Origin of the sequence: Mesorhizobium sp. M1E.F.Ca.ET.045.02.1.1 (genome assembly GCF_003952485.1) — a bacterium.
In the GTDB taxonomy this organism is placed as follows: Bacteria; Pseudomonadota; Alphaproteobacteria; order Rhizobiales; family Rhizobiaceae; genus Mesorhizobium.
Genome location: NZ_CP034447.1, coordinates 5,857,026 through 5,878,298, shown reverse-complemented (window position 1 = coordinate 5,878,298; position 21,273 = coordinate 5,857,026). Strand labels below are relative to the sequence as shown.

General features: G+C 64.0%; 23 protein-coding genes and 2 pseudogenes. 13 read left to right on the top strand and 12 right to left on the bottom strand.

Annotated features, from left to right (window positions below; translation table 11 throughout):
• Positions 1-81 precede the first annotated feature (81 nt).
• Positions 82-1,116, top strand: coding sequence for an L-threonine 3-dehydrogenase (gene tdh / locus EJ070_RS28500; protein WP_126094336.1), 1,035 nt, complete (start codon positions 82-84; stop codon positions 1,114-1,116).
• A 219-nt stretch (positions 1,117-1,335) separates the two neighbouring features.
• On the opposite strand, the gene EJ070_RS28490 is transcribed toward tdh, so the two are convergent.
• Positions 1,336-1,779, bottom strand: coding sequence for a MarR family transcriptional regulator (locus EJ070_RS28490; protein WP_126094335.1), 444 nt, complete (start codon positions 1,777-1,779; stop codon positions 1,336-1,338).
• Positions 1,780-1,907: 128 nt separating this feature from the next.
• Here EJ070_RS28490 and hmgA point away from each other — a divergent pair, with 128 nt between their 5' ends.
• The 5 genes and pseudogenes from hmgA (at position 1,908) to EJ070_RS28465 (ending at position 5,543) form a co-directional block, all read left to right on the top strand.
• Complete coding sequence (gene hmgA, locus EJ070_RS28485; protein WP_126094334.1) at positions 1,908-3,221, top strand: homogentisate 1,2-dioxygenase; 1,314 nt, start codon at positions 1,908-1,910, stop codon at positions 3,219-3,221.
• Positions 3,222-3,327: 106 nt separating this feature from the next.
• On the top strand, positions 3,328-4,341 hold the full coding sequence (locus EJ070_RS28480; protein WP_126094333.1) for a fumarylacetoacetate hydrolase family protein: 1,014 nt from the start codon (positions 3,328-3,330) through the stop codon (positions 4,339-4,341).
• A 22-nt stretch (positions 4,342-4,363) separates the two neighbouring features.
• Positions 4,364-4,899: pseudogene (locus tag EJ070_RS28475) on the top strand (DinB family protein).
• 74 nt (positions 4,900-4,973) lie between these two features.
• Positions 4,974-5,230 (top strand): annotated as a pseudogene (locus EJ070_RS37235) (BrnT family toxin).
• Positions 5,217-5,543 (top strand): BrnA antitoxin family protein, encoded by a 327-nt coding sequence (locus EJ070_RS28465; RefSeq protein ID WP_126094332.1) that lies wholly within the window; start codon positions 5,217-5,219, stop codon positions 5,541-5,543. The pseudogene EJ070_RS37235 and the gene EJ070_RS28465 overlap by 14 nt, the downstream one beginning before the upstream one ends.
• Positions 5,544-5,559: 16 nt before the next feature.
• Here the strand turns inward: EJ070_RS28465 and EJ070_RS28460 are convergent, their stop codons facing one another.
• Genes EJ070_RS28460 through hppD form a run of 3 tightly spaced genes read right to left on the bottom strand, consistent with a single transcriptional unit; the run spans position 5,560 to position 7,332 of the window.
• Positions 5,560-5,937, bottom strand: a complete 378-nt coding sequence (locus EJ070_RS28460) for a type II toxin-antitoxin system VapC family toxin (protein ID WP_126094331.1) — start codon at positions 5,935-5,937, stop codon at positions 5,560-5,562.
• A complete protein-coding gene (locus EJ070_RS28455; protein ID WP_126094330.1) occupies positions 5,934-6,158 on the bottom strand; it encodes a type II toxin-antitoxin system prevent-host-death family antitoxin in 225 nt (74 codons plus the stop codon). Before EJ070_RS28455 ends, EJ070_RS28460 begins: the two co-directional genes overlap by 4 nt.
• Positions 6,159-6,216: 58 nt before the next feature.
• Positions 6,217-7,332: a 4-hydroxyphenylpyruvate dioxygenase gene (gene hppD / locus EJ070_RS28450; RefSeq protein ID WP_126094329.1), complete on the bottom strand. Its 1,116-nt coding sequence runs from the start codon at positions 7,330-7,332 to the stop codon at positions 6,217-6,219.
• A gap of 138 nt (positions 7,333-7,470) precedes the next feature.
• Here hppD and EJ070_RS28445 point away from each other — a divergent pair, with 138 nt between their 5' ends.
• A complete protein-coding gene (locus tag EJ070_RS28445; protein ID WP_126094328.1) occupies positions 7,471-7,938 on the top strand; it encodes an Lrp/AsnC family transcriptional regulator in 468 nt (155 codons plus the stop codon).
• 185 nt (positions 7,939-8,123) lie between these two features.
• On the opposite strand, the gene EJ070_RS28440 is transcribed toward EJ070_RS28445, so the two are convergent.
• The 6 genes from EJ070_RS28440 to aztA form a co-directional block, all read right to left on the bottom strand.
• Positions 8,124-8,462 (bottom strand): TIGR01244 family sulfur transferase, encoded by a 339-nt coding sequence (locus EJ070_RS28440; RefSeq protein WP_126094327.1) that lies wholly within the window; start codon positions 8,460-8,462, stop codon positions 8,124-8,126.
• Between the two features lie 93 nt (positions 8,463-8,555).
• Positions 8,556-8,993: a DUF6691 family protein gene (locus EJ070_RS28435; protein WP_126094326.1), complete on the bottom strand. Its 438-nt coding sequence runs from the start codon at positions 8,991-8,993 to the stop codon at positions 8,556-8,558.
• Positions 8,994-8,996: 3 nt separating this feature from the next.
• Positions 8,997-9,419 (bottom strand): YeeE/YedE thiosulfate transporter family protein, encoded by a 423-nt coding sequence (locus EJ070_RS28430; RefSeq protein ID WP_126094325.1) that lies wholly within the window; start codon positions 9,417-9,419, stop codon positions 8,997-8,999.
• Between the two features lie 135 nt (positions 9,420-9,554).
• The gene (gene aztC / locus EJ070_RS28425; protein ID WP_126094324.1) at positions 9,555-10,487 is read right to left on the bottom strand and encodes a zinc ABC transporter substrate-binding protein AztC; all 933 of its coding nucleotides are present in this window, start codon (positions 10,485-10,487) and stop codon (positions 9,555-9,557) included.
• 24 nt (positions 10,488-10,511) lie between these two features.
• On the bottom strand, positions 10,512-11,387 hold the full coding sequence (aztB, locus tag EJ070_RS28420; protein WP_126094323.1) for a zinc ABC transporter permease AztB: 876 nt from the start codon (positions 11,385-11,387) through the stop codon (positions 10,512-10,514).
• A complete protein-coding gene (aztA, locus tag EJ070_RS28415) occupies positions 11,387-12,208 on the bottom strand; it encodes a zinc ABC transporter ATP-binding protein AztA (protein ID WP_126095936.1) in 822 nt (273 codons plus the stop codon). Before aztA ends, aztB begins: the two co-directional genes overlap by 1 nt.
• A 228-nt stretch (positions 12,209-12,436) precedes the next feature.
• Between aztA and EJ070_RS28410 the strand changes: the two genes are divergently transcribed.
• A complete protein-coding gene (locus EJ070_RS28410; protein WP_126094322.1) occupies positions 12,437-12,781 on the top strand; it encodes a RidA family protein in 345 nt (114 codons plus the stop codon).
• A 205-nt stretch (positions 12,782-12,986) separates the two neighbouring features.
• On the opposite strand, the gene hutC is transcribed toward EJ070_RS28410, so the two are convergent.
• Together hutC and EJ070_RS28400 are read right to left on the bottom strand one after the other, a co-directional pair.
• Positions 12,987-13,733, bottom strand: a complete 747-nt coding sequence (hutC, locus tag EJ070_RS28405; protein WP_126094321.1) for a histidine utilization repressor — start codon at positions 13,731-13,733, stop codon at positions 12,987-12,989.
• 13 nt (positions 13,734-13,746) lie between these two features.
• Positions 13,747-15,102, bottom strand: a complete 1,356-nt coding sequence (locus EJ070_RS28400) for a formimidoylglutamate deiminase (protein WP_126094320.1) — start codon at positions 15,100-15,102, stop codon at positions 13,747-13,749.
• A gap of 97 nt (positions 15,103-15,199) precedes the next feature.
• Between EJ070_RS28400 and hutI the strand changes: the two genes are divergently transcribed.
• Genes hutI through EJ070_RS28375 form a run of 5 tightly spaced genes read left to right on the top strand, consistent with a single transcriptional unit; the run spans position 15,200 to position 21,082 of the window.
• On the top strand, positions 15,200-16,429 hold the full coding sequence (gene hutI, locus EJ070_RS28395) for an imidazolonepropionase (protein ID WP_189350109.1): 1,230 nt from the start codon (positions 15,200-15,202) through the stop codon (positions 16,427-16,429).
• Positions 16,426-17,967, top strand: coding sequence for a histidine ammonia-lyase (gene hutH / locus EJ070_RS28390; RefSeq protein ID WP_126094318.1), 1,542 nt, complete (start codon positions 16,426-16,428; stop codon positions 17,965-17,967). The genes hutI and hutH overlap by 4 nt, the downstream gene beginning before the upstream one ends.
• Positions 17,967-18,785, top strand: coding sequence for an N-formylglutamate deformylase (gene hutG / locus EJ070_RS28385; protein ID WP_126094317.1), 819 nt, complete (start codon positions 17,967-17,969; stop codon positions 18,783-18,785). The genes hutH and hutG overlap by 1 nt, the downstream gene beginning before the upstream one ends.
• Positions 18,786-18,819: 34 nt before the next feature.
• Positions 18,820-20,490, top strand: a complete 1,671-nt coding sequence (gene hutU, locus EJ070_RS28380) for a urocanate hydratase (RefSeq protein ID WP_126095935.1) — start codon at positions 18,820-18,822, stop codon at positions 20,488-20,490.
• 4 nt (positions 20,491-20,494) lie between these two features.
• Positions 20,495-21,082 (top strand): HutD family protein, encoded by a 588-nt coding sequence (locus EJ070_RS28375; RefSeq protein WP_126094316.1) that lies wholly within the window; start codon positions 20,495-20,497, stop codon positions 21,080-21,082.
• Positions 21,083-21,273 lie beyond the last annotated feature (191 nt).

Below are 21,273 nucleotides of genomic sequence, written 5' to 3'. Positions count from 1 at the left end.
TCAGTACCGTCGCCAGTTGCTTTGACCCTCACCCGGCCCTTCGGGCCACCCTCCCCACAAGGGGAGGGTAAGGAGCTAGAAATGTCCAACATGATGAAGGCGCTGGTGAAGGCCAAGGCCGAGCCGGGAATCTGGATGGAAGAGGTGCCGGTGCCGGAGATCGGCCCGAACGACGTGCTGATCAAGGTCAGGAAGACCGCGATCTGCGGCACCGACGTCCACATCTACAATTGGGACCAGTGGGCGCAGAAGACTGTGCCCGTGCCGATGGTGACGGGCCATGAATTTGTCGGCGCGGTCGCCGACTACGGCGCCGCGGTCACCGAATACAAGGTCGGCCAGCGCGTCTCGGGCGAGGGCCATATCGTCTGCGGCCACTGCCGCAACTGCCGCGCCGGGCGAGGGCATCTGTGCCGCAATACGCTGGGCGTCGGCGTCAACCGTCCAGGCGCCTTCGGCGAATACATGGCGATCCCGCAGCACAATGTCGTGCCGATCCCCGACGACGTGCCGGACGAAATCGCCGCCATCTTCGATCCATTGGGCAATGCCGTGCACACGGCGTTGTCCTTTGATCTGGTCGGCGAGGACGTGCTGGTCACCGGCGCCGGCCCGATCGGCATCATGGGCGCGCTCGTCGCGCAATGCGTCGGCGCGCGAAAAGTCGTCATCACCGACATCAACCCGGTCCGGCTGGACCTGGCGCGCAAGCTCGGCGTCCAGCATGTCGTCGATGCCTCGAAGGAGAAGCTGCGCGACGTCATGCCTTCGATCGGCATGACCGAAGGTTTTGACGTCGGTCTTGAGATGTCGGGCGCCGCACCCGCCTTCCGCGACATGATCGACACCATGAACAATGGCGGCAAGATCGCCATCCTCGGCATCGCGCCCACCGGCTTCGAGATCGACTGGAACAAGGTCATCTTCAAGATGCTGCATCTCAAGGGCATCTACGGCCGCGAGATGTTCGAGACCTGGTACAAGATGATCGCCCTGGTCCAGGGCCCTCTCGACGTCTCGGGCCTGATCACCCATCGCATCGGCATCGATGATTTCCAGGTCGGATTCGACGCGATGCGGAGCGGCAGCTCGGGCAAGGTGGTGATGGATTGGTAGGGAGCGTCGATAGAGACGTCGAGTTCCTTCGCGCCCCCCTCTGTCCTGCCGGACATCTCCCCCACGAGGGGGGAGATTGGCAGCTTCGACGCCGGCGCTCACTCTTCAACGCTGGAGATTGGCGAAAGCCGGCGTGACATCTGATCTCCCCCCAAGTGGGGGAGATGTCCGGCAGGACAGAGGGGGGCGCTGTCCCGCCAGCGTATCGGTGTTCCCACTCTACTTGTTCCCTAAGGCCACCTCCAGCGCCGCCGTCCCTTTCGCAACCGCCACCTGCTCCTCCACACTCAGCCTTGCCAGCAACTCCCTTTCGAACGCCTTCGCCAGCGGCACCATCTCGCGATAGGCGGCGAGCCCAGGCTTGGTCAGCATCAGGTGCTCGACGCGGCGATCGTTCTCGTCCGGCGTGCGCGTCAGCCAGCGCCGGCGCTCCAGCTCGGCGACTGCGCGCGACACCTTGGTCTTGTGCATGGCCGACTGCTCGCCGAGTTCGGTCGCGGTCATCGTGCCGCGCTGGCCAAGACCTGACAGCGTGCGCCATTCCGGCCGCGTCAGTCCGTGGCGTTCCTTGTAGATGCGCGAGAATTCGCGGCTGACGGTGTCGGCCAGCCGATAGAGACGGTAGGGCAGGAAGCTTTCCAGTTCGAGGATTTGCGGTTCCATGAGTGCACCCCGAATGCGTCCGCCGTTGATAGTTACATTTTCGATGGTTACAAATGAAACCAGTTTGGTCAACATCCCCGGAAAGCCGCGCTCCGGCAGGCTTTGGAACCGGGATCAGGGAGGATCGGATGGCCTTTTCCTACATGCCGGGCTTCGGCAACGATTTTGAGACCGAGACGCTGCCCGGCTCGCTGCCGCAGGGGCGCAACTCACCGCAGCGCCCCGCCTACGGCCTTTATGCGGAACAGCTTTCCGGCTCGCCCTTCACGGCGCCGCGCGGCACCAACGAGCGCTCCTGGCTCTACCGTATCCGCCCGAGTGTCCGGCACACCAGCCGCTTCAAGGGGACGAGCTACCCTTTATGGAAGACCGCGCCCAATATCGGCGATCATGAGCTGGCGCTCGGCCAGTACCGCTGGAACCCGGTGCCGATGCCCGCCGAGCCGACCGACTTCATCTCCGGCATGCGCACCATGACCACGGCGGGCGACGCGGTGGGACAATCCGGCATGGCGGCGCATGTCTATGTCGCCAACCGCTCGATGGTCGACGACCATTTCTTCAATGCCGACGGCGAGCTCATGATCGTGCCGCAGGTCGGCGCGCTGCGTTTCGTCACCGAGATGGGCGTCATCGAGCTTCGGCCCGGCGAGATCGCGGTGCTGCCGCGTGGCCTCGTATTCAAGGTGGAGCTCGCCGACAAGGAGGCGCGCGGCTATGTCTGCGAAAACTATGGCGCCAAGTTCACGATGCCCGATCGCGGGCCGATCGGCGCCAATTGCCTGGCCAATCCGCGCGACTTCAAGACGCCCTGCGCCTGGTTCGAGGAGAAGGAGACGCCGTGCCGGCTGATCGTCAAATGGTGCGGCACTTTCCATGTCACCGAGCTAGGCCATTCGCCGCTCGACGTCGTCGCCTGGCATGGTAACTACGCGCCCTATAAATATGATCTGGCGACCTTTTCGCCGGTCGGCGCCATCCTGTTCGACCATCCCGACCCGTCGATCTTCACCGTGCTTACGGCGCCGAGCGGCGAGGCGGGCACTGCCAATGTCGACTTCGTCATCTTCCCGCCGCGCTGGCTGGTGGCGGAAAACACCTTCCGTCCGCCCTGGTACCACCGCAACATCATGAGCGAGTTCATGGGCCTGATCCACGGCCAGTACGACGCGAAGGAAGAAGGTTTCGTGCCCGGCGGCATCAGCCTGCACAACCAGATGCTGGCGCATGGGCCGGATGCGACAGGTTTTGAGAAAGCCACCCGCGCGGACTTGAAACCGGTCAAGCTCGACAACACCATGGCCTTCATGTTCGAGACGCGCTTTCCGCAGATGCTGACGCGTTACGCCGCCGAACTCGACACGCTGCAGGAGAACTACATCGACTGCTGGGCCGACCTGAAGAAGCGTTTCAACGGCACGCCCGAGGGCGACTGGTCCTGACCCGCGGTATCAGTGTCGGGAAAACTTGAACGGGCGGCTTGACGATCGCCCGTAACGGCCTTGTTGTGGGGTCAGCGGCACAGACCGCGTGAAGAGAGGAAACCGCATGAAGCTTGCCACTTTGAAGAACGAGACGCGCGACGGGAAGCTGGTCGTGGTCTCGCGCGATCTGACGCGGTTCACCGACGCTTCCTTCCTGGTGCCGACACTGCAGGCGGCGCTTGATGACTGGCGGCGGATTGCGCCGCATCTGGCGGCGATGGCGGAATCGCTCGAGACCAATGCCGTGCCTTCATCTCGATTCCACGAGCACGACGCGCATTCGCCGCTGCCGCGCGCCTATCAATGGGCCGACGGCTCGGCCTATGTGAACCATGTCGAACTGGTGCGGAAGGCGCGCGGCGCCGAAATGCCGGCAAGTTTTTGGACCGATCCGCTGATCTACCAGGGCGGGTCCGACTCCTTCATTGCGCCGCGCGATCCGATCCGCATGGCGGACGAAGCCTTCGGTATCGATATGGAGGCCGAAGTCGCCGTTATCGTCGACGATGTGCCGATGGGCGCGAGCCTCGAACAGGCGAGGGATGCGATCCGCCTCGTCATGCTGGTCAACGACGTGACGCTGCGCGCCATCACGGGGCCGGAACTGGCAAAAGGCTTCGGCTTCTTCCAATCGAAGCCGTCTTCCGCTTTCTCGCCGGTCGCGGTGACACCGGAGGAATTGGGCGACGCCTGGGACGGCGGCAAGGTCGATCTCGCGCTGCTGGTCGACCTCAACGGCAAGCCATTCGGCCGCGCCAATGCCGGCGTCGACATGACCTTCGATTTTCCGGCGCTCATCGTGCATGCCGCGAAGACACGGCCGCTTGCCGCCGGCACCATCGTCGGCTCAGGCACCGTTTCCAACAAACTCGACGGTGGACCCGGCAAGCCGGTCTCGGCTGGCGGCGCCGGCTATTCCTGCATCGCCGAACTGCGCATGATCGAGACCATCGAGAGCGGCGAGCCGAAGACGCCCTTCCTGCGCTTCGGTGACACTGTGCGCATCGAGATGAAGGACAAGGCCGGCCACTCGATCTTCGGTGCCATCGAGCAGAAGGTCGAGAGATACGAGGGGTAAGGGGAGAAAGGAACCTGAAAAGGTGACCCTGCTCGCGCACCTGCGCCGTATGGCGCGCAACAATCTATGGTCGAACGACCGGCTCTATCGCGCCGTGCTTGCGCTTGAGCCCGGCGAGTTCGAAGCCGAGCGCGCCAGCTTCTTTCCCTCGATCAGGCAGACGCTCAACCACATCCTCGCGGTCGATCGTCTCTATCTCGATTTCCTGACGGATGGCGGCCTCGGCGCCGCCGCCTATGACACCTTCGTGCCATTCGACGATGCGGCAAGCCTGGCGGCGGCACAGGCCGATTTCGACCGCAGGCTCGTCGCCTTTGCGATGGCCTGTCGGAGGCCGATCTCGATCGTCGCGTCGTCACCGATCGCCGCGAGGACGGCATGATCCCCGAACGCATCGGCGATATCCTCGCCCATGTCTTCCTGCACGACATCCATCACCGCGGCGAGGTGCACGCCATGCTTTCCGGCACTTCCGTTCCGCCACCGCAATTGGATGAGTTTCTGCTCGACTACGATGTCAAGCTCAGGAAGGATGAGGTCGAGCGGCTGGGGTTTTGAACGAGCGAGAATGCTCAGGAATTATCGTAGTTACGAAAATTATTGACTTAATTATTGTAGGTACATAAATTCCGATGAAGATCGTTTGGGATGAACCGAAACGCTTGGCAAACATTGACAAACACGGCTTGGATTTCGCTGCGTTGGACGAGGAGTTTTTCCTTGCCTCGACGTCCGGGCGGCCAAAGCCGGCCGTTTCAAGGCGATTGGTCGGATAGTCGGCGGCGTTGTTGCCGTGGTCTTTGCCCGGCTTGGCACCGAAGGCATTTCGATCGTCTCGATGCGGCCGGCCAACCGGACGGAAAGGAGATTGTTCGATGGCAAAACCTAAGCTGAACGTTACGAAACCTGACAAGGAGTTCCAGCCAGGCAAGGGCTTCACCAAGGAAGATTGGGACGCCGTCTCGGACAACCCGGGGTGGACAGAGGAGGATTTCAGAAATGCCCGTCCCTTCACCGAGGTGTTTCCGGATCTTGCCGAAAGCATTCGCCGTTCGCGCGGCCGGCCGGCGCTCGACAATCCGAAGAAGCAGGTGACGCTGCGGCTCGATAGCGACGTGGTCGCCCGCTTCCGAGCCGGCGGACCCGGCTGGCAGAGCCGGATCAACGACATTCTGCGGAAGGCCGCCGGCCTCCAAAAGTAGCTCGATCGCATGGCAGTCAGGCCAGCGCGACCTCGTAACGGGCGAAATGCGGGTCTGATGTCAGGATGGTTAGGTTCTCTACCCGCGCCTGCGCGATCAGCAATCTGTCAAAGGGATCTCCATGGTGATGGGGCAGGTTGCCGACCGCACGCGCGTGCTGAAAGGTGATCGCAAGCGGCTGAAATTGCATCCTTGGAAGCAACCCCGGCAGGTCGTCCGGCGCCTCGAGCTTTCCAATCGAACGTTTGATCGCGATTTCCCAAACGCTTGCCGCGCTTGCGAACACTACAGCATCCGACGCCAGGATGGCGCGATGGTGCTCGCTGAGACGTCGATCGTCCGCGATCGACCAGAGGATGATGTGCGTGTCGGCGAGAAATGGGCCGACTGTCATTTCACGTACTCGTCCCATTCGGGACCGAGTTCGTCAAAGTCGTCTGCAATCCGAATCTTGCCCTTCAAGGCACCGATGCGCGGCAGGGGGGCTGCCACCGCCGGCGGTACGATACGCGCGGCCACCTTGCCATGGCGCGTGAGCACGATCTCCTCGCCGGCTTCCGCACGGCTGACGAGTTCCGACAGTTTGGCCTTAGCCTCGGCGATCGAGATATTCATAGCACGACCTTTCTGACCAGAATTTAGGTCATAATTGGCCGAGCCGCAAGCTCAGGCGTTACGCCGCCTTGCCGTCCAGCTTGATCACGCCGCGCTTGATCTGGTCCTGCTCGATCGATTCGAACAGGGCGCGGAAATTGCCTTCGCCAAAACCTTCGTCGCCCTTCCTCTGGATGAACTCGAAGAAGATCGGCCCGATCACCGTCTTCGAAAAGATCTGCAGCAGGATCTTGGTCATGCCGCCATCGACGACGCCTTCGCCGTCGATGAGGATGCCGTGCTTCTTCATCCGCTCGATCGGCTCGTCATGGCCGTGCACGCGCTCGTGTGACATCTCGTAATAGGTGTCGGGCGGGCCGGGCATGAATTTCAGCCCGTTGGCGGCGAGCTTGTCGGTGGCGTCGTAGATCGCGTCGGTGCCGACCGCGATGTGTTGGATGCCCTCGCCATTGTACTTCTTCAGATATTCGGCGATCTGGCTGGTCTCATCCTTGGACTCGTTCAGCGGAATGCGTATCTTGCCGCAGGGCGAGGTGATCGCCCGGCTGACGAGCCCGGTGATCTTGCCGTCGATATCGAAGAAGTGGATCTGCTTGAAGCCGAACAGGTCGCGATAGAAATCCCACCACTTGTCCATGTTGCCGCGATAGACATTGTGGGTGAGGTGGTCGAGATAATAGAAGCCGACCCCTTCCGGTTTGGGATTGCGTTCTCCCAGCCACTCGAATTCGGCGTCGTAGGCCGAGCCCTTCTCGCCATAGGCCTCGATGAAATAGAGGAGCGAGCCGCCGATGCCGACGATCGCCGGCACGTCGAGCGCCTTGTCGATGCCTTCATAGGGCGTGGCGCCTTTCGACACCGCATGGTCGAAGGCGTGCTTGGCATCGACCACGCGCCAGGCCATCGAGGCGGCGCAGGGGCCGTGCTTGTCGACAAACTTCATCGCATGCGAGCCGGCCTCCGCATTGACCACATAGTTGATGTCGCCCTGCCGCCAGACGGTGATGTCCTTGCTGCGGTGCTTCGCCACCGCAACATAACCCATGCGGGTGAAAAGCTCAGCGAGCTTGGCAGGCTCGGGATGCGCGAACTCGACGAATTCGAAACCGTCGGTGCCGGCGGGGTTCTGCTTGCTGATCTTGGCGGGTGGGGCGTCGTGCGGGAAGGGGCCCATGGCAGTCCTCCGAAAAGCTGTTTGGCCGTTTCTGGCCATCCTTATCCATTATAGCGCCGGACGACCGCACGATGCTTGCATTCAAGCGCTTGAAATGCTCATGTTGTGCGTAAAACGTGCATGGATGGAGAAAAATCCATGAATGATGAGCGTATTGATCAATTTGACCGCAAGATACTGGCGTTGCTGCAGGGCGACGCGCGGCTCACCAACAATGATTTGTCGGAGCGCGTGAACCTCTCGCCCTCGCAATGCTCGCGCCGGCGCCAACGGCTGGAAGAGGACGGCTATATCAGGGGCTACCGCGCTGTGCTTGACCGCGACCGCCTCGGCTTTTCGCTGGTCAACGTCATCTCGGTGACCTTGGCCACCCACAACCGCGACAACGCGCGGCGCTTCGGCGAGCTGGTGGCGCGGCTGCCCGAGGTGCAGGAGGCGCATGCGCTGACCGGCGAGATGGACTACATCCTGAAAGTGGTGACGCCCGACCTCAAATCGCTGGCGGAGTTCGTCAACGGTGTGTTGCTGCCGCACGAATCCGTGCAGCATGTGAAGACGGCGATCGTGCTGGAAACGCTGAAGGAAACCGGCGCGCTGCCGATTTAAGGTGTGCTGATATTCAGGTGAGGCCGGTCTACAAACGGCAGCTTCCTGCGCTTCCGGCCTTCGCCGGCCGAAGCACTCATGAGTGGCATTGCAGTTAAGGCCACGGCCGGCGTAGGCCGGTTCTCGGAAGCCGCCATCTTCGACTCGGCCCGACCTGAATCTCAGCACACCTTCGCTGGAAATCCTCAGCCCCGCTGCTGCTGGATCAGCCCATAGAGGTTGGTGCAGCGTGCGCCGGAGCGGCAATAGGCGAACACCGGGCCTTCGAGCTCATCGAGCGCCTCTGCCTGGTCCTCGACATTGTTCATGGTGATCTGGCCGCTGATCACCGGAATGTAGCGGAAGGCAAGCCCGGCGGCTTGTGCCGCAGCCTTGACGCTGTCGGCCGAGGGCTGGCCCGGCTGCTCGTTGTCCGGCCGGTTGCAGATCACGCTTCTGAAGCCGGCGTCCTTGATGGCGGCGATGTCCTCGGGCTGGATCTGGCCGGAGACCGAATAGTCGTCGCTGATCTGGCGGTATTCCATGATGTGGTCCTCGCAATCTTAAGCGCCTGTTGGCTTGGGCGCAGTTTCTGCCACTCCCCGGGCTAGCCGGCAACCGCTGCCTTGGCGAAAATCCTATGTTATCGCCGGGCGCGCAAGCCGGGTCCTGGCCAAGCGCGCCACCGCGATGCCCGCGATCATCGCGACGACGAAGATCAGCGTCGCCGCGCGGCCAAGGCCGAGCGCCGGGATGGCGCCGCCTGGGCAAAAGCCCGCAATGCCCCAGCCGATGCCGAACAGCGCAGCGCCGGAGACGAGTTGGCCGTCGATGTCCTTCTTGCTCGGCAAGGCGAAAGCCGTTTCGAACACCGGCCTTTTGCGTCGGGCGAATATCAGGCGGTAACCACCGAAGGCAACGGCCAAGCCGCCGCCCATCACGAAGATCAGGCTGGGGTCCCAGGTTCCGGCGATGTCGAAGAAATTCAGCACTTTCGCCGGATTGATCATGCCGGAAACAGCGATGCCCAAACCAAAAAGTTCGCCGATCACGAAGGCCGAGACAAGCTTGCCCATGGTTCAGCCTCCAATCACATGACGGATGACAAAAACGGTGACGAAGGCGGTGGCCATGAAGGTCGCCACGGCGACGAACGAGCGCGGTGACAATCGCGCGATGCCGCAAATGCCGTGTCCGCTCGGGCAACCGCCGCCGAAATGCACGCCGACACCGACGAGAAAGCCGCCGACGACAAGGGCCAGCGTCGGCACCGGCACATTGAATTCGATATCCTTGCCGGCGAGCCGGATCAGCAACGGGGCGCCGATTGCGCCGGCGAGAAAGGCAGCGCGCCACTTCCAGTCGGCGGACACTGGCGGGATAACGCCGGTCAGTATCCTTGTCATTCCCGCAATACGGCCATGCAACGCCATCAGCAGCACGGCCGACAGGCCGATGAGGGTTCCGCCAAGCAGGGACTGGAAAGGCGTGAAGACGGTCATGGAAAGGTCAATCCGCGTCGATCAGGAGATCATCATTCAGCAGATAGACTTTTTCGCATGGGAATCCAGCCGGAAATGGTCCGGCTGGAAAAGGCGGCGTTGGCCGTTTCGCCGCGCAAGCCCGACGAGCTCGGCTCAGCTTCCCAGGATCGCGCCTTTGATCTGCGTGATGTTGTTGTGCATCATGTCGATATAGGTCGAAGCCGGGCCGTCGGAACCGGACAGCGCGTCCGAATAGAGCGTGCCGCCGACCTTGACGCCGGTTTCGCCGGCGATCTGCTCGATCAGCCGCGGATTGGTGATGTTCTCGATGAAGATCGCGGCCGCCTTATCCTGCTTGATCTGCTCAACCAGCTTGGCGACGTCGGCGGCCGAAGGCTCGGAATCAGTCGAGATGCCCTGCGGCGCCAGAAACGTCAGTCCGTATTCGTGCTCGAAATAGCCGAAGGCGTCATGCGAGGTTATGACCACGCGTTTCGCCTCGGGGATCGACTGGATCGCCGCCTTCACCTCGCCTTCCAGCGCATCGAGCTTGGCGGTGTAGGCGGCGGCGTTGGCCTTGTAGCTGTCGCAGCTCTCGCTGTCCGCCGCGCAGAAGGCATCGGCGATGTTCTTCACATAGATCCTGGCGTTTGCGATCGACTGGAAGGCATGCGGGTCGGTGACCGTCTTGCCTGCGCCTTCAGCGGCGTCCGCATCGGCGAATTCCGGCTTGAAGTCGATCGGCATCACGCCCTTGGTCAAGGTGACGATCGCGGCCTTGGTGGCGCTGGCGTCGACAAGGCGCTGCAAAAAGCCTTCGAAATGCAAGCCATTGACCAGCACGACATCGGCTTTTGCCATCGCCACCGCATCCGCCGGGCTCGGCTCATAGACATGCGCGTCGCCATCCGGCCCGACGATGGTGGTGATGTTGACGCGGTCGCCGCCGCCGACATTCTTGGCGAAATCGGCAATGACCGTGAAGCTCGCCACCACCTTGAGCGGGGCCGCGAAGGCCGACGAGGTTGCGAAGGCGCTTAATGTTATAACGCTCATCGCCAGGGCGGCACGGAAGGATTTCAGCATTGGGTAGGTCTCCTTGCTTGGGGATCAGGCGGTGCGGTGGCGGTGATGCACGATGCGGGCGCGCAGCGCGCCGCGCGAGCCGAACACGATCGAGAAGAAATAGACGACGCCGGCTGAAAGGATGATCGCCGGGCCGGACGGCAGCGACGCGTGGTAGGACAGAAGCAGCCCGGCGACGCAGGAGGCAAAGCCGATCAGCACGGCCAGCACGCACATCGGCTCGACGCGCACCGTCCAGAAGCGGGCGGAGGCCGCCGGCAGCATCATCAGCCCTACCGACAGCAGCGTGCCGAGCGCCTGGAAGCCGCCGACGAGGTTCAGCACGACGAGGCCGAGGAAGATGAAATGCACCGGGCTGCCCATGCGGCTCACCGAGCGCAGGAACAGCGGATCGAGGCATTCGGCAACCAGCGCGCGCCAGAAGATGACGAGGCTGGCGAGCGTCACCACCACGATGCCGCCGATCAAGGTGAGCGCCTCATTGTTGAGCGCCAGCACCGTGCCGAACAGCACATGCATCAGGTCGACGCTGGAGCCGCGGATAGACACCATCAGCACGCCGACGGCGAGCGAGATGAGATAGAAGGCCGCCATCGAGGCGTCCTCGCGCTGGATGGTGAAGCGCGAGACGGCGCCCGCGCCGAGCGCCACGATGATGCCGGCGATCAGCCCGCCGACAGTCATCGGCAGGATCTCGAGGCCGTAGAGCAGGAAGCCGGCCGCGGCGCCGGGCAGGATGGCATGCGCCATCGCGTCGCCCGACAGGCTCATGCGCCGCAGCATCAGGAAGACGCCGACCGGGCAGGCGCCGAGCGACAGCATCAGCGAGCCGAACAGCGCCCGCTGCATGAAGGCGAAATCGGCGAAAGGCGCGATGAACAGGCCGTAGAGGAATTCCATCACGCGGCCCTCGGTCCGGAGCCGTGATCGTGATGGTGATCATGCACATGCGCATGATCGTGTCCGTGGTCATGACTATGGTCGTGTTCGCTTGGCTCGCACCAGGGCGCATTCTCTTCCCAGGCTTCGTGGAAGCGCCGCGCCTTGAGAAGGTTTTCCGGCCGCAGTGTTTCCCGCGTCTCGCCCCAGGCGACGGGCTGGCGGGCAAGCAGCAGCGTTTCGGGAAAATTCTGCCGCACCAGATCGAGGTCGTGGACGACGACCATGATCGTGCGCTCCTCGCCATGCCAGCGTTTTATGAGCTGGATGAGGTCGCCGACGGTCTTGGCGTCGACGGCGTTGAACGGTTCGTCGAGCAGGATGAGGTCGGCGTCCTGCAGAAGCACGCGGGCAAACAGCGTGCGCTGCAGCTGCCCGCCGGACAGCGTGTCGATCGGGCGCGTCTCGAAGCCGCCGAGTCCTACAGCCATCAGTGCCTTGCTGACGGACTCGCGATCCTCCTTGGTGTAGCGACCGAGCATGCCGCGCTTGGGCCAAAGCCCGAGCGAGACCAGGTCGACGACGCGCGCCGGGAAGGTGCGGTCGAGTTCCGACTGCTGCGGCAGATAGGCGGTGCGCACGCCGGGGGCACGGACAACCGCGCCTTCCATCGGCTTCAGCACGCCGACGATGCCCTTCATCAGCGTCGACTTGCCCGAGCCGTTGGCGCCGACCACAGCGGTCAGCGAGCCTTTTCTGACGATGCCGTTGAGGTGATGAATGGCCGGATGGCTGTTGTAGCCGAGCGTCAGGTCGCGGAAGGTCAGGCAGGCATTGGTCATCATAGGACGTTCCGGCGGTCCGCTAAAACGAGTGCATCGTCGATATGTGATGTTATTACATTAGTCAACACGCCGCCGGGGCGGAATTGTGTCCCGGCCGGTCAACTCGGCGTGTATGCGAACGGCCGAAGCCGGACAATTGGCTCAATTGGTTTCGCGTCCGGTGGCCTTGCCCGGAGCCGGCACGGACTCTAAACAAGCGCGACCCTGGAAAAGAAGGAACCTCCCATGAGCATTCGTCGCATCGATGTCGGCCCGCGTATGAGCCAGATCGTCATCCACGGCAACACCGTCTATCTGGCCGGTCAGGTCGGCGCGCCCGGCGGCAACGTCGCCTCGCAGACCCGCGACATCCTGAAGACCATCGACGAATTGCTGGCCAAGGCCGGTACCGACAAGACCAAGATCGTGCAGACGATCATCTGGCTGGCCGACATGAGCACCTTCGCCGAGATGAACTCGGAATGGGACAAGTGGGTGCCGCAGGGCCACACACCGGCCCGCGCCACCGGCGAAGCCAAGCTCGCCGGCCCGGAATATCTGGTCGAGATTATTGTTACGGCGGCGATTTAGCGCCAGCCTTGCCTTCTTCCCTTGTGGGAGAAGGTGGCCGCGAAGCGGCCGGATGAGGGGTGTTGGAAGAATCGCGGCATGGAAGAATTAGGCACTTCCAATCCTTCAATTTTCCGGCGCCCCATTTCTTCCAGCACCCCTCATCCGTCTCGGCGCTGCGCGCCGATCCACCTTCTCCCACAAGGGGAGAAGGGGGGCGTTGGCGCTACCCCTGCGAAGGCGTAAACCTCGCTACCAGCGTGTGGCTTTCCGCCGGATAGATGAAGCGCACATGGGTGACTGGGTGCTCCGCGCTCCACGTTCGCCGCTCGACCACCAGACAGGGCGCGCCGGGATCGATGTCGAGCGCATCGGCGATAGTCTCATCAGCCGCCATGGCGCGGATGCGGTGCTCGGCCTCGCTCCACGGCACGCGGCCGATCAGCCACGGGCCGGGAGCGATCTCGAAGAACTCTTCCTCTCCGGCCCCGGCCACCGCTGAAAGATTGATCAGCCGCTGCTCGAGCGCGAACGGCCGTTCGCCGGCAAAATGCAGGCTTTCCAGCCAAAGTACCGGACCCGGAGCGGAGAGCCCGAGCAGCGCGCGGTCCTCGGCGCTGCTGCGCCGCTTCAGCCGCTCAAGCCGTTCGTAGCGATAGGGCAGGCCGAGCGCCTCGACCTCGATCCGGATGTCGTGGAGCTCCAGCACCGCCGCCTGCGATTGCGGCTGGCGCACGAAACTTCCTGAGCGGCGGCGGCGCTCGATCAGCCCCGCCTTGGCGAGCTGCGACAGCGCCTTGTTCACCGTCATGCGTGAGCATTTGTATTCGGCCGTCAGCTCGTGCTCGAAAGGAATGCGATGGCCAGGCGCCCAGGCGCCGGACAGGATCTTTTCGCGGATATCCGACAGGATGCGCTGGTGTAGCGAGACGCTCTCGCCACTTTCAACATCATCTGTCTCGACCAGGCTCATGGGCTTTCCTGCTTCAGTTCTGGGACAGCGCCGTCATCACCTGGCGGAATCGCTCGGCAACAACCTCACGCTTCGCATGCCTGCCGCCGCTGACCTGCTTTTTCCCGTGCACCCAGACGCAATCCACCTTGCTGCCATTGGCGAAGATCCAGGCGTCGAGGATCGCGTCTCCCGCCTTGCCCGCAAGCGAGGCATGGTTGGTGTCGAGCGAGACGAAATCGGCGGGACCGCCGACTGCAATCCGTGACGATCCGGCACCGAGCGCCTGGCGGCCGCCATCCAATGCCGCATCGAACAGCGCGCGCCCCGTGGAGCCGCCGGCGCGCGCCAGAACATTGCGGGCGCGGTGGGCGAGGCGCTGCGAATATTCGAGTTGCCTGAGCTCGTCAGGCAGGCCGATCAGCACGTTGGAATCGGAACCGACGCCGAAGCGGCCGCCCTGTTCGATAAACAGCGGCGCGGCAAATGTGCCGTCGCCGAGATTGGCCTCGGTGATCGGGCAGAGCCCAGCGATCGCGCCGCTCTTCGCCATGGCGATGGTCTCCGCCTCGCTCATATGCGTGGCGTGGATCAGGCACCAACGCTTGTCCACTGATGCCTGGCCAAGCAGGAATTCAACCGGCCGCGCGCCCGACCAGGCGACGCAATCCTCGACTTCCTTGACTTGCTCGGCGACATGGATGTGGACCGGGCCGTCCGGCGCCAGTGCCACGACTGCATTGAGCTCGTCCGGCGTTGCCGCGCGCAAGCTGTGCGGCGCAACACCGACCACCGCTTGCTCCAGCATCGACACGCCTTCGCGGCTTTTCTCAAGCAGCCGCCCGAAGCGCTCGACATCATTGATGAATCGCCGCTGGCCTTCATTGGGAGCTGCGCCGCCGAAGGCGGAATGGGCGTAGAAGACCGGCAGCAGCGTCAGAGCGATACCGGTCTCGGAAGCCGCCGCCGCGATCCGCTCCGCCATCTCGGCGATGTTGGCATATGGCTTCCCGTCACGGTCGTGATGGAGATAGTGGAACTCGCCGACGCGCGAGAAGCCGGCCTCCAGCATCTCGATATAAAGCTGCGCCGCCACTGCCTCGACCTGGTCCGGCGTCATCGACAGCGCGAAGCGGTACATCACCTCTCGCCAGCTCCAGAAACTGTCCGCCGAAGGGCCGCGCAATTCGGCGAGCCCCGCCATGCCGCGCTGGAAGGCGTGGCTGTGCAGATTGGGCATGCCGGGCAACAGAATGGCATGGCGCTCGTCGCCGGCCTGCGGGGAAGTGGCGGTCTCGACCGTGGTGATGCGGCCGCCGTCGAAAGCGATCCGCACATTGCCTTGCCAGCCTTCGGGCAGCAGCGCCTGTTCCACAAAGATCGCCGTCACGAACATCTCCGAATCTGAATGCCTCGGCGACATTACCGCTTGCGTCGCGCTCCAATATGTATATACATAATTGCCATCCTTTCAAATGGAAAAGATGATGGGTGGAGAGAACGGAAAGAGTGGCCTTCGTCTCTGGCGCAATGCGCGCCTGGCGACTCTGGCTGAGGACGCGGCCGGCCTCGGCATCGTCGAGAAAGGCGCGGTCGCCGCACGTGACGGCTTGATTGTCTATGCTGGCGCCGAAGCCGACATGCCGGCCGGGCTCGGGCGGGGCGCCGACACCGTCGATTGCGCAGGACGCTGGATCACGCCCGGCCTGATCGACTGCCACACGCACCTTGTCTATGCCGGCAACCGTGCCAACGAGTTCGAGATGCGGCTGGCCGGCGCCACTTATGAACAAGTGGCCCGCGCTGGAGGCGGCATCGTTTCCTCCGTGAAGTCGCTGCGCGCTGCCAGCGAGGACGAACTCGTCGCTGAGACGCTGCCGCGCCTCGATGCGCTGTTGGCCGAAGGTGTCACGACCGTCGAAGTCAAATCCGGCTACGGCCTCGACCTCGACAACGAGAAGAAGTCGCTGCGCGCCGCCCGCCGGCTTGATGGTGAACGGAAGGTCACGATCCGCACGACCTGTCTCGCCGCGCACGCGCTGCCGCCGGAAGCCAAGGGCGACAAGGACGCCTTCATCGACCTCGTCGCCGGCACGATCCTGCCGGCAGTTGCCGCCGAAAAGCTCGCCGATGCCGTCGACGGTTTTTGCGAGGGCATCGCCTTCTCGCCGGAGCAGATCGCGCGCGTTTTCGATAAGGCCAAAGCGCTCGGCCTGCCCGTAAAACTCCACGCCGACCAGCTCTCCAACCTGCATGGCGCAGCGCTCGCCGCCCGCTATGGCGCGCTGTCCGCCGACCATCTCGAATATACGGATGAGGCGGGTGCCGCGGCGATGGCTGACGCTGGCACCGTCGCGACGATCCTTCCCGGCGCATACTACTTCATCCGCGAGACGAAGAAGCCGCCGGTCGATCTGTTCCGCCGGCGCGGCGTCAGGATGGCGGTCGCCACCGACAGCAATCCCGGCACCTCGCCGCTCACCTCGTTGCTGCTCACCATGAACATGGCCGCGACGCTGTTCGGCATGACCGTCGACGAATGTCTCGCCGGCGTCACCCGCGAGGCCGCGCGTGCGCTGGGCCTGCTCGACAAGACCGGCACGCTTGAAGCCGGCAAGTCGGCCGACCTTGCCATCTGGGACATCGAGCGCCCAGCCGAGCTCGTCTACCGCATGGGCTTCAACCCGCTCCATGCCCGTATCTGGAGAGGACAATGACCGAACTGATCCTGAAGCCCGGCAACACGACACTTGCCGACTGGCGCGCCATCTATCGCGGCGCCGTTCCGAAGCTTGACGCCGCCTGCCGGCCGAAGATCAAGGCCAGCGCCGAGGCGGTCGCCCGCATCGTCGCCAAGGGCGAGCCGGTCTATGGCATCAACACCGGCTTCGGCAAGCTGGCCAGCGCCCGCATTCCCGCAGCCGACCTCGAGACGCTCCAGCGCAACATCGTGCTTTCGCATGCCGCCGGTGTCGGCGAGCCGATGCCGGTCGCGGTGGTGCGGCTGATGATGGCGCTGAAGCTTGCCAGCCTCGCCCAGGGCGCCTCCGGCGTTCGCGCCGAGACCATCGACCTGCTTCAAGGGATGCTCGCCAACGACGTCACCCCGGTGGTGCCGGCGCAGGGTTCGGTCGGCGCTTCCGGCGACCTCGCGCCGCTCTCGCATATGACCGCCGTCATGATCGGCGTCGGCGAATGCTTTACACCGCATGGCCGCTTCCCGGCCAAAGTCGCCTTCGTCTCGCACGGGCTGGAACCGGTGACGCTTGGCGCCAAGGAAGGTCTGGCGCTGCTCAACGGCACCCAGTTCTCGACCGCCTTCGCGCTCGCAGGCCTGTTCGAGGCCGAGACGCTCTACCAGTCCGCACTGGTTGCCGGCGCGCTGTCGACGGATGCCGCCAAGGGCTCGGACGCGCCCTTCGATCCGCGCATCCATCTCTTGCGGAAACATCGCGGCCAGATCGAGACGGCGGAGGCGCTGCGCAACCTGATGGCCGGCAGCGCCATCCGTGAATCGCATCGCGTCGGCGACGAGCGCGTGCAGGATCCGTACTGCCTGCGCTGCCAGCCGCAGGTGATGGGTGCGGCGCTCGACGTGCTGCGCAAGGCGGCCGACACTCTGGAGACCGAGGCCAACGGCGTCACCGACAACCCGCTGATCTTCGCCGAGGACGACACCGCGCTTTCGGGCGGCAATTTCCACGCCGAGCCGGTCGCCTTTGCCGCCGACATGATCGCGCTTGCGGTCTGCGAGATCGGCTCGCTGTCGGAACGGCGCATCGCCATGCTGGTCGATCCGGCGCTGTCCGGCATGCCGGCCTTCCTGACGCCCAAGCCTGGCCTGAATTCCGGCTTCATGATCCCGCAGGTGACGGCGGCCGCACTTGTTTCGGAAAACAAGCAGAAGGCCTATCCGGCGAGCGTCGATTCGATCCCGACCTCCGCCAATCAGGAAGACCATGTCTCGATGGCCGCGCATGGCGCGCGACGGCTGCTCGGCATGATCGAGAATGCCACCGCCGTTGTCGGCATCGAATTGCTGGCGGCCGCCCAAGGCTGCGATTTCCACGCCCCGCTGGCTTCGAGTGAAGCGCTCGAAGCGGTGCGCAAGCTGGTCCGTGCCGAGGTTCCGCACCTCGACAATGACCGGCATTTCCATCCCGACATGGAAAAGGCCATCGCCCTGGTGCGCAGCGAGGCGGCGGTGAAAGCGGCGGGCGCGATCGCGCTGCCATCGATTGCGGGAGCCGCATGATGACCACGCCTTCCTGGCTCACCGTCACGCAAGGAACGGCGCCGCTGCTGGTCTCGATCCCGCATACCGGCATCGATCTTGCCGGTCTCGACAGCCGGCTGGTCTCGACCTGGCTCGGCCGCCGCGACTGCGACTGGTGGATCGACAAGCTCTACGATTTCGCAGCCGACCTCGGTGCGACCGTCGTCCACACCGCCATTTCGCGCACCGTCATCGACGTCAACCGCGACCCTTCCGGCGTCTCGCTTTATCCTGGACAGGCGACGACCAGCCTGTGCCCGACGGACACGTTCGACGGCGATCCGCTCTATAACATGGGCGACGAACCGACGCCGTCCGAGATCGATGAGCGCCGCGAGACTTATTTCGTTCCGTATCATGCCGCCTTGCAGGGCGAAATCGACCGGTTGCGCGGCATCCACGAGAACATCGTTCTCTATGACTGCCATTCGATCCGCTCGGTGCTGCCGCGCCTGTTCGAAGGCACGCTGCCGGTCTTCAACCTCGGCACCAATGACGGCAAGAGCGCCGATCCGTCGCTGCAGCAAAAGGTGGCCGAAATCCTCGCCGCGACCGGCGAGACCTGGGTGGTCAACGGCCGCTTCAAGGGGGGCTGGATCACGCGAAGCTTCGGCCAGCCGCAGAACGGTGTCCATGCGCTGCAGATGGAGCTCTCCAACCGCGGCTATATGCGCGAGCCGAACAAGAAGGGAGCGCCGGAAAACTGGCCGGTGCCATACGACCCCAGCTACGCCGCGCCGATCCGCGCCACGCTGAAGACCATCCTCGAAACCGCCATTGACTGGGCAAGGCGCTGACCCGCGCCGCCCGCCTTGCTTGAAAGGGACAATGATGAACAATCCCCGTCACAACATCCGCGAAGTGCGCGCGCCCCGCGGTGACAAGCTCAACGCCCGCTACTGGACCACCGAGGCGCCGCTGCGCATGCTCATGAACAACCTCGATCCGGAGGTCGCCGAGAACCCGAACGAGCTGGTCGTCTATGGCGGCATCGGCCGGGCGGCGCGCACCTGGAACGATTTCGACCGTATCGCCGCCACGCTGAAGACGCTCGGCGAGGACGAGACGCTGCTGGTTCAGTCCGGCAAGCCGGTCGGCGTCTTCCGCACCCACAAGGACGCGCCGCGCGTGCTGATCGCCAACTCCAACCTCGTGCCGCATTGGGCGAATTGGGAGAAGTTCAACGAGCTCGATAGGAAGGGCCTGATGATGTACGGCCAGATGACGGCCGGCTCCTGGATCTATATCGGCACGCAGGGCATCGTGCAGGGCACGTATGAGACTTTTGTGGAAGCGGGCCGCCAGCACTATGGCGGCAATCTCAAGGGCAAGTGGATCCTGACCGGCGGTCTCGGCGGCATGGGCGGCGCCCAGCCTCTCGCCGCCGTCATGGCCGGCGCCTGCTGCCTGGCGATCGAATGCAATCCGGACTCGATCGATTTCCGCCTGCGCACCCGCTATCTCGACGAGAAGGCCGAGACGCTCGACGAGGCCATGGAAATGATCGAGCGTTGGACCAAGGCCGGCGAGGCGAAGTCGGTCGGCCTGCTCGGCAACACGGCGGAGATCGTGCCGGAGATGTTCAGGCGCGGCGTCCGCCCCGATATCCTCACCGACCAGACCTCGGCCCACGACCCCATCAACGGCTATCTGCCCAAGGGCTGGACCATGGCTGAATGGCGCGAGAAGCGCACCTCCGACCCCAAGGCCGTGGAGAAGGCGGCCCGCGCCTCGATGCGCGAGCATGTCGAGGCGATGGTGGCGTTCTGGAACGCCGGCGTGCCGACGCTGGACTACGGCAACAACATCCGCCAGGTCGCCAAGGACGAGGGGTTTGAGAACGCCTTCGCCTTCCCGGGCTTCGTGCCGGCCTATATCCGTCCGTTGTTCTGCCGCGGCATCGGCCCGTTCCGCTGGGCCGCACTCTCCGGCGATCCGGAGGATATCTACAAGACCGACGCCAAGGTGCGGGAGCTCACCCCCGGCAACACGCATCTCCACAACTGGCTGGACATGGCGCGCGAGCGCATCTCCTTCCAGGGTCTGCCGGCGCGCATCTGCTGGGTCGGCCTCGGCGACCGCCATCGCCTCGGTCTCGCCATCAACGAGATGGTGGCCAAGGGCGAGCTCAAGGCGCCGGTCGTCATCGGCCGCGACCATCTCGATTCCGGCTCGGTCGCGTCGCCGAACCGCGAGACCGAGGCGATGAGGGACGGCTCCGACGCCGTTTCCGACTGGCCGCTTCTCAACGCGCTGCTCAACACCGCGTCCGGCGCCACCTGGGTTTCGCTGCATCATGGCGGCGGCGTCGGCATGGGCTTTTCGCAGCATGCCGGCATGGTGATCGTCGCCGACGGCACGCCGGACGCGGCGAAGCGCCTGGAGCGCGTGCTTTGGAACGATCCGGCGACCGGCGTCATGCGCCACGCCGATGCCGGTTACGACATAGCGATTGCCTGCGCCAAGGAGCATCAGCTCAACCTGCCGGGCATTCTGGGCTGAAGCGATGCGTATCCTTCGTGCCGCCGGCTACCGGGTCATGCCGTGGAAGAATGGCGGCGGCACGACGACCGAGATCGCCGTCTCGCCTGACTCTGCCGGGCTCGACGATTTCGACTGGCGCATCTCGATGGCCCGCGTCGAGACGGGCGGGCCGTTCTCCAGCTTTGCCGGTATCGACCGCACGCTCGCGGTGCTCGAAGGCGAAGGCATCGTGCTCGATATCGCCGGCCAGCCCGCGTCGCGGCTGACGACAGCCTCGGCGCCGCTTTCCTTCCCCGGAGACGTGCCGACCAGTGCCACCCTGATCAGTGGCCCGATCATCGATCTCAACGTCATGACGCGCCGGGGCCGCATGGGCCATACCGTCGAGCGGCTGTCGCTCTCGAGTGAAAGAGAGATTGACGCCGGCAGCGATACGACGCTTGTCCTGCCGGTCGGTGTCGGCGTCAAAGTCTTCTCCCAGGACCTCGCAAGCCTCGGCCCGCTGGACATTTTGATTCTCGACCGAGACAGCCCGAAATTGCGCCTGGAGCCTGAAGGGCAGGGGCCTCTGTTCGTTATCAGGCTCTTCAACCTCGCCGCCAACGATTAACGGCTGTTTCCAAACATGATCGCGGCGCGGGCGAAATATCACCCGGCCCCTTGCATGTACCACGAAAAAGCCTGAATCCTTTCCCTGATCGGACCCCGGGGCGGGGAAGCGAGGGGCGTTCGCCCTTGAGTTGTCGAAAGGGGACGCCCCTGTCATGGAGCGCAAAAAAACTTTCGACCGGACCTGCCATG

Coding starts and splice junctions, on each gene's coding strand:
- EJ070_RS28490 (WP_126094335.1), bottom strand. CDS start 1,779: ATGGAACCGCAAATCCTCGAACTGGAAAGCTTCCTGCCCTACCGTCTC.
- hutH (WP_126094318.1), top strand. CDS start 16,426: ATGACCGAACTGATCCTGAAGCCCGGCAACACGACACTTGCCGACTGG.
- tdh (WP_126094336.1), top strand. CDS start 82: ATGTCCAACATGATGAAGGCGCTGGTGAAGGCCAAGGCCGAGCCGGGA.
- EJ070_RS28410 (WP_126094322.1), top strand. CDS start 12,437: ATGAGCATTCGTCGCATCGATGTCGGCCCGCGTATGAGCCAGATCGTC.
- hppD (WP_126094329.1), bottom strand. CDS start 7,332: ATGGGCCCCTTCCCGCACGACGCCCCACCCGCCAAGATCAGCAAGCAG.
- EJ070_RS28430 (WP_126094325.1), bottom strand. CDS start 9,419: ATGACCGTCTTCACGCCTTTCCAGTCCCTGCTTGGCGGAACCCTCATC.
- EJ070_RS28455 (WP_126094330.1), bottom strand. CDS start 6,158: ATGAATATCTCGATCGCCGAGGCTAAGGCCAAACTGTCGGAACTCGTC.
- hutG (WP_126094317.1), top strand. CDS start 17,967: ATGACCACGCCTTCCTGGCTCACCGTCACGCAAGGAACGGCGCCGCTG.
- hutC (WP_126094321.1), bottom strand. CDS start 13,733: ATGAGCCTGGTCGAGACAGATGATGTTGAAAGTGGCGAGAGCGTCTCG.
- EJ070_RS28460 (WP_126094331.1), bottom strand. CDS start 5,937: ATGACAGTCGGCCCATTTCTCGCCGACACGCACATCATCCTCTGGTCG.
- hutI (WP_189350109.1), top strand. CDS start 15,200: ATGGGTGGAGAGAACGGAAAGAGTGGCCTTCGTCTCTGGCGCAATGCG.
- aztB (WP_126094323.1), bottom strand. CDS start 11,387: ATGGAATTCCTCTACGGCCTGTTCATCGCGCCTTTCGCCGATTTCGCC.
- EJ070_RS28375 (WP_126094316.1), top strand. CDS start 20,495: ATGCGTATCCTTCGTGCCGCCGGCTACCGGGTCATGCCGTGGAAGAAT.
- hutU (WP_126095935.1), top strand. CDS start 18,820: ATGAACAATCCCCGTCACAACATCCGCGAAGTGCGCGCGCCCCGCGGT.
- EJ070_RS28480 (WP_126094333.1), top strand. CDS start 3,328: ATGAAGCTTGCCACTTTGAAGAACGAGACGCGCGACGGGAAGCTGGTC.
- aztC (WP_126094324.1), bottom strand. CDS start 10,487: ATGCTGAAATCCTTCCGTGCCGCCCTGGCGATGAGCGTTATAACATTA.
- EJ070_RS28435 (WP_126094326.1), bottom strand. CDS start 8,993: ATGGGCAAGCTTGTCTCGGCCTTCGTGATCGGCGAACTTTTTGGTTTG.
- EJ070_RS28465 (WP_126094332.1), top strand. CDS start 5,217: ATGGCAAAACCTAAGCTGAACGTTACGAAACCTGACAAGGAGTTCCAG.
- EJ070_RS28440 (WP_126094327.1), bottom strand. CDS start 8,462: ATGGAATACCGCCAGATCAGCGACGACTATTCGGTCTCCGGCCAGATC.
- aztA (WP_126095936.1), bottom strand. CDS start 12,208: ATGACCAATGCCTGCCTGACCTTCCGCGACCTGACGCTCGGCTACAAC.
- hmgA (WP_126094334.1), top strand. CDS start 1,908: ATGGCCTTTTCCTACATGCCGGGCTTCGGCAACGATTTTGAGACCGAG.
- EJ070_RS28445 (WP_126094328.1), top strand. CDS start 7,471: ATGAATGATGAGCGTATTGATCAATTTGACCGCAAGATACTGGCGTTG.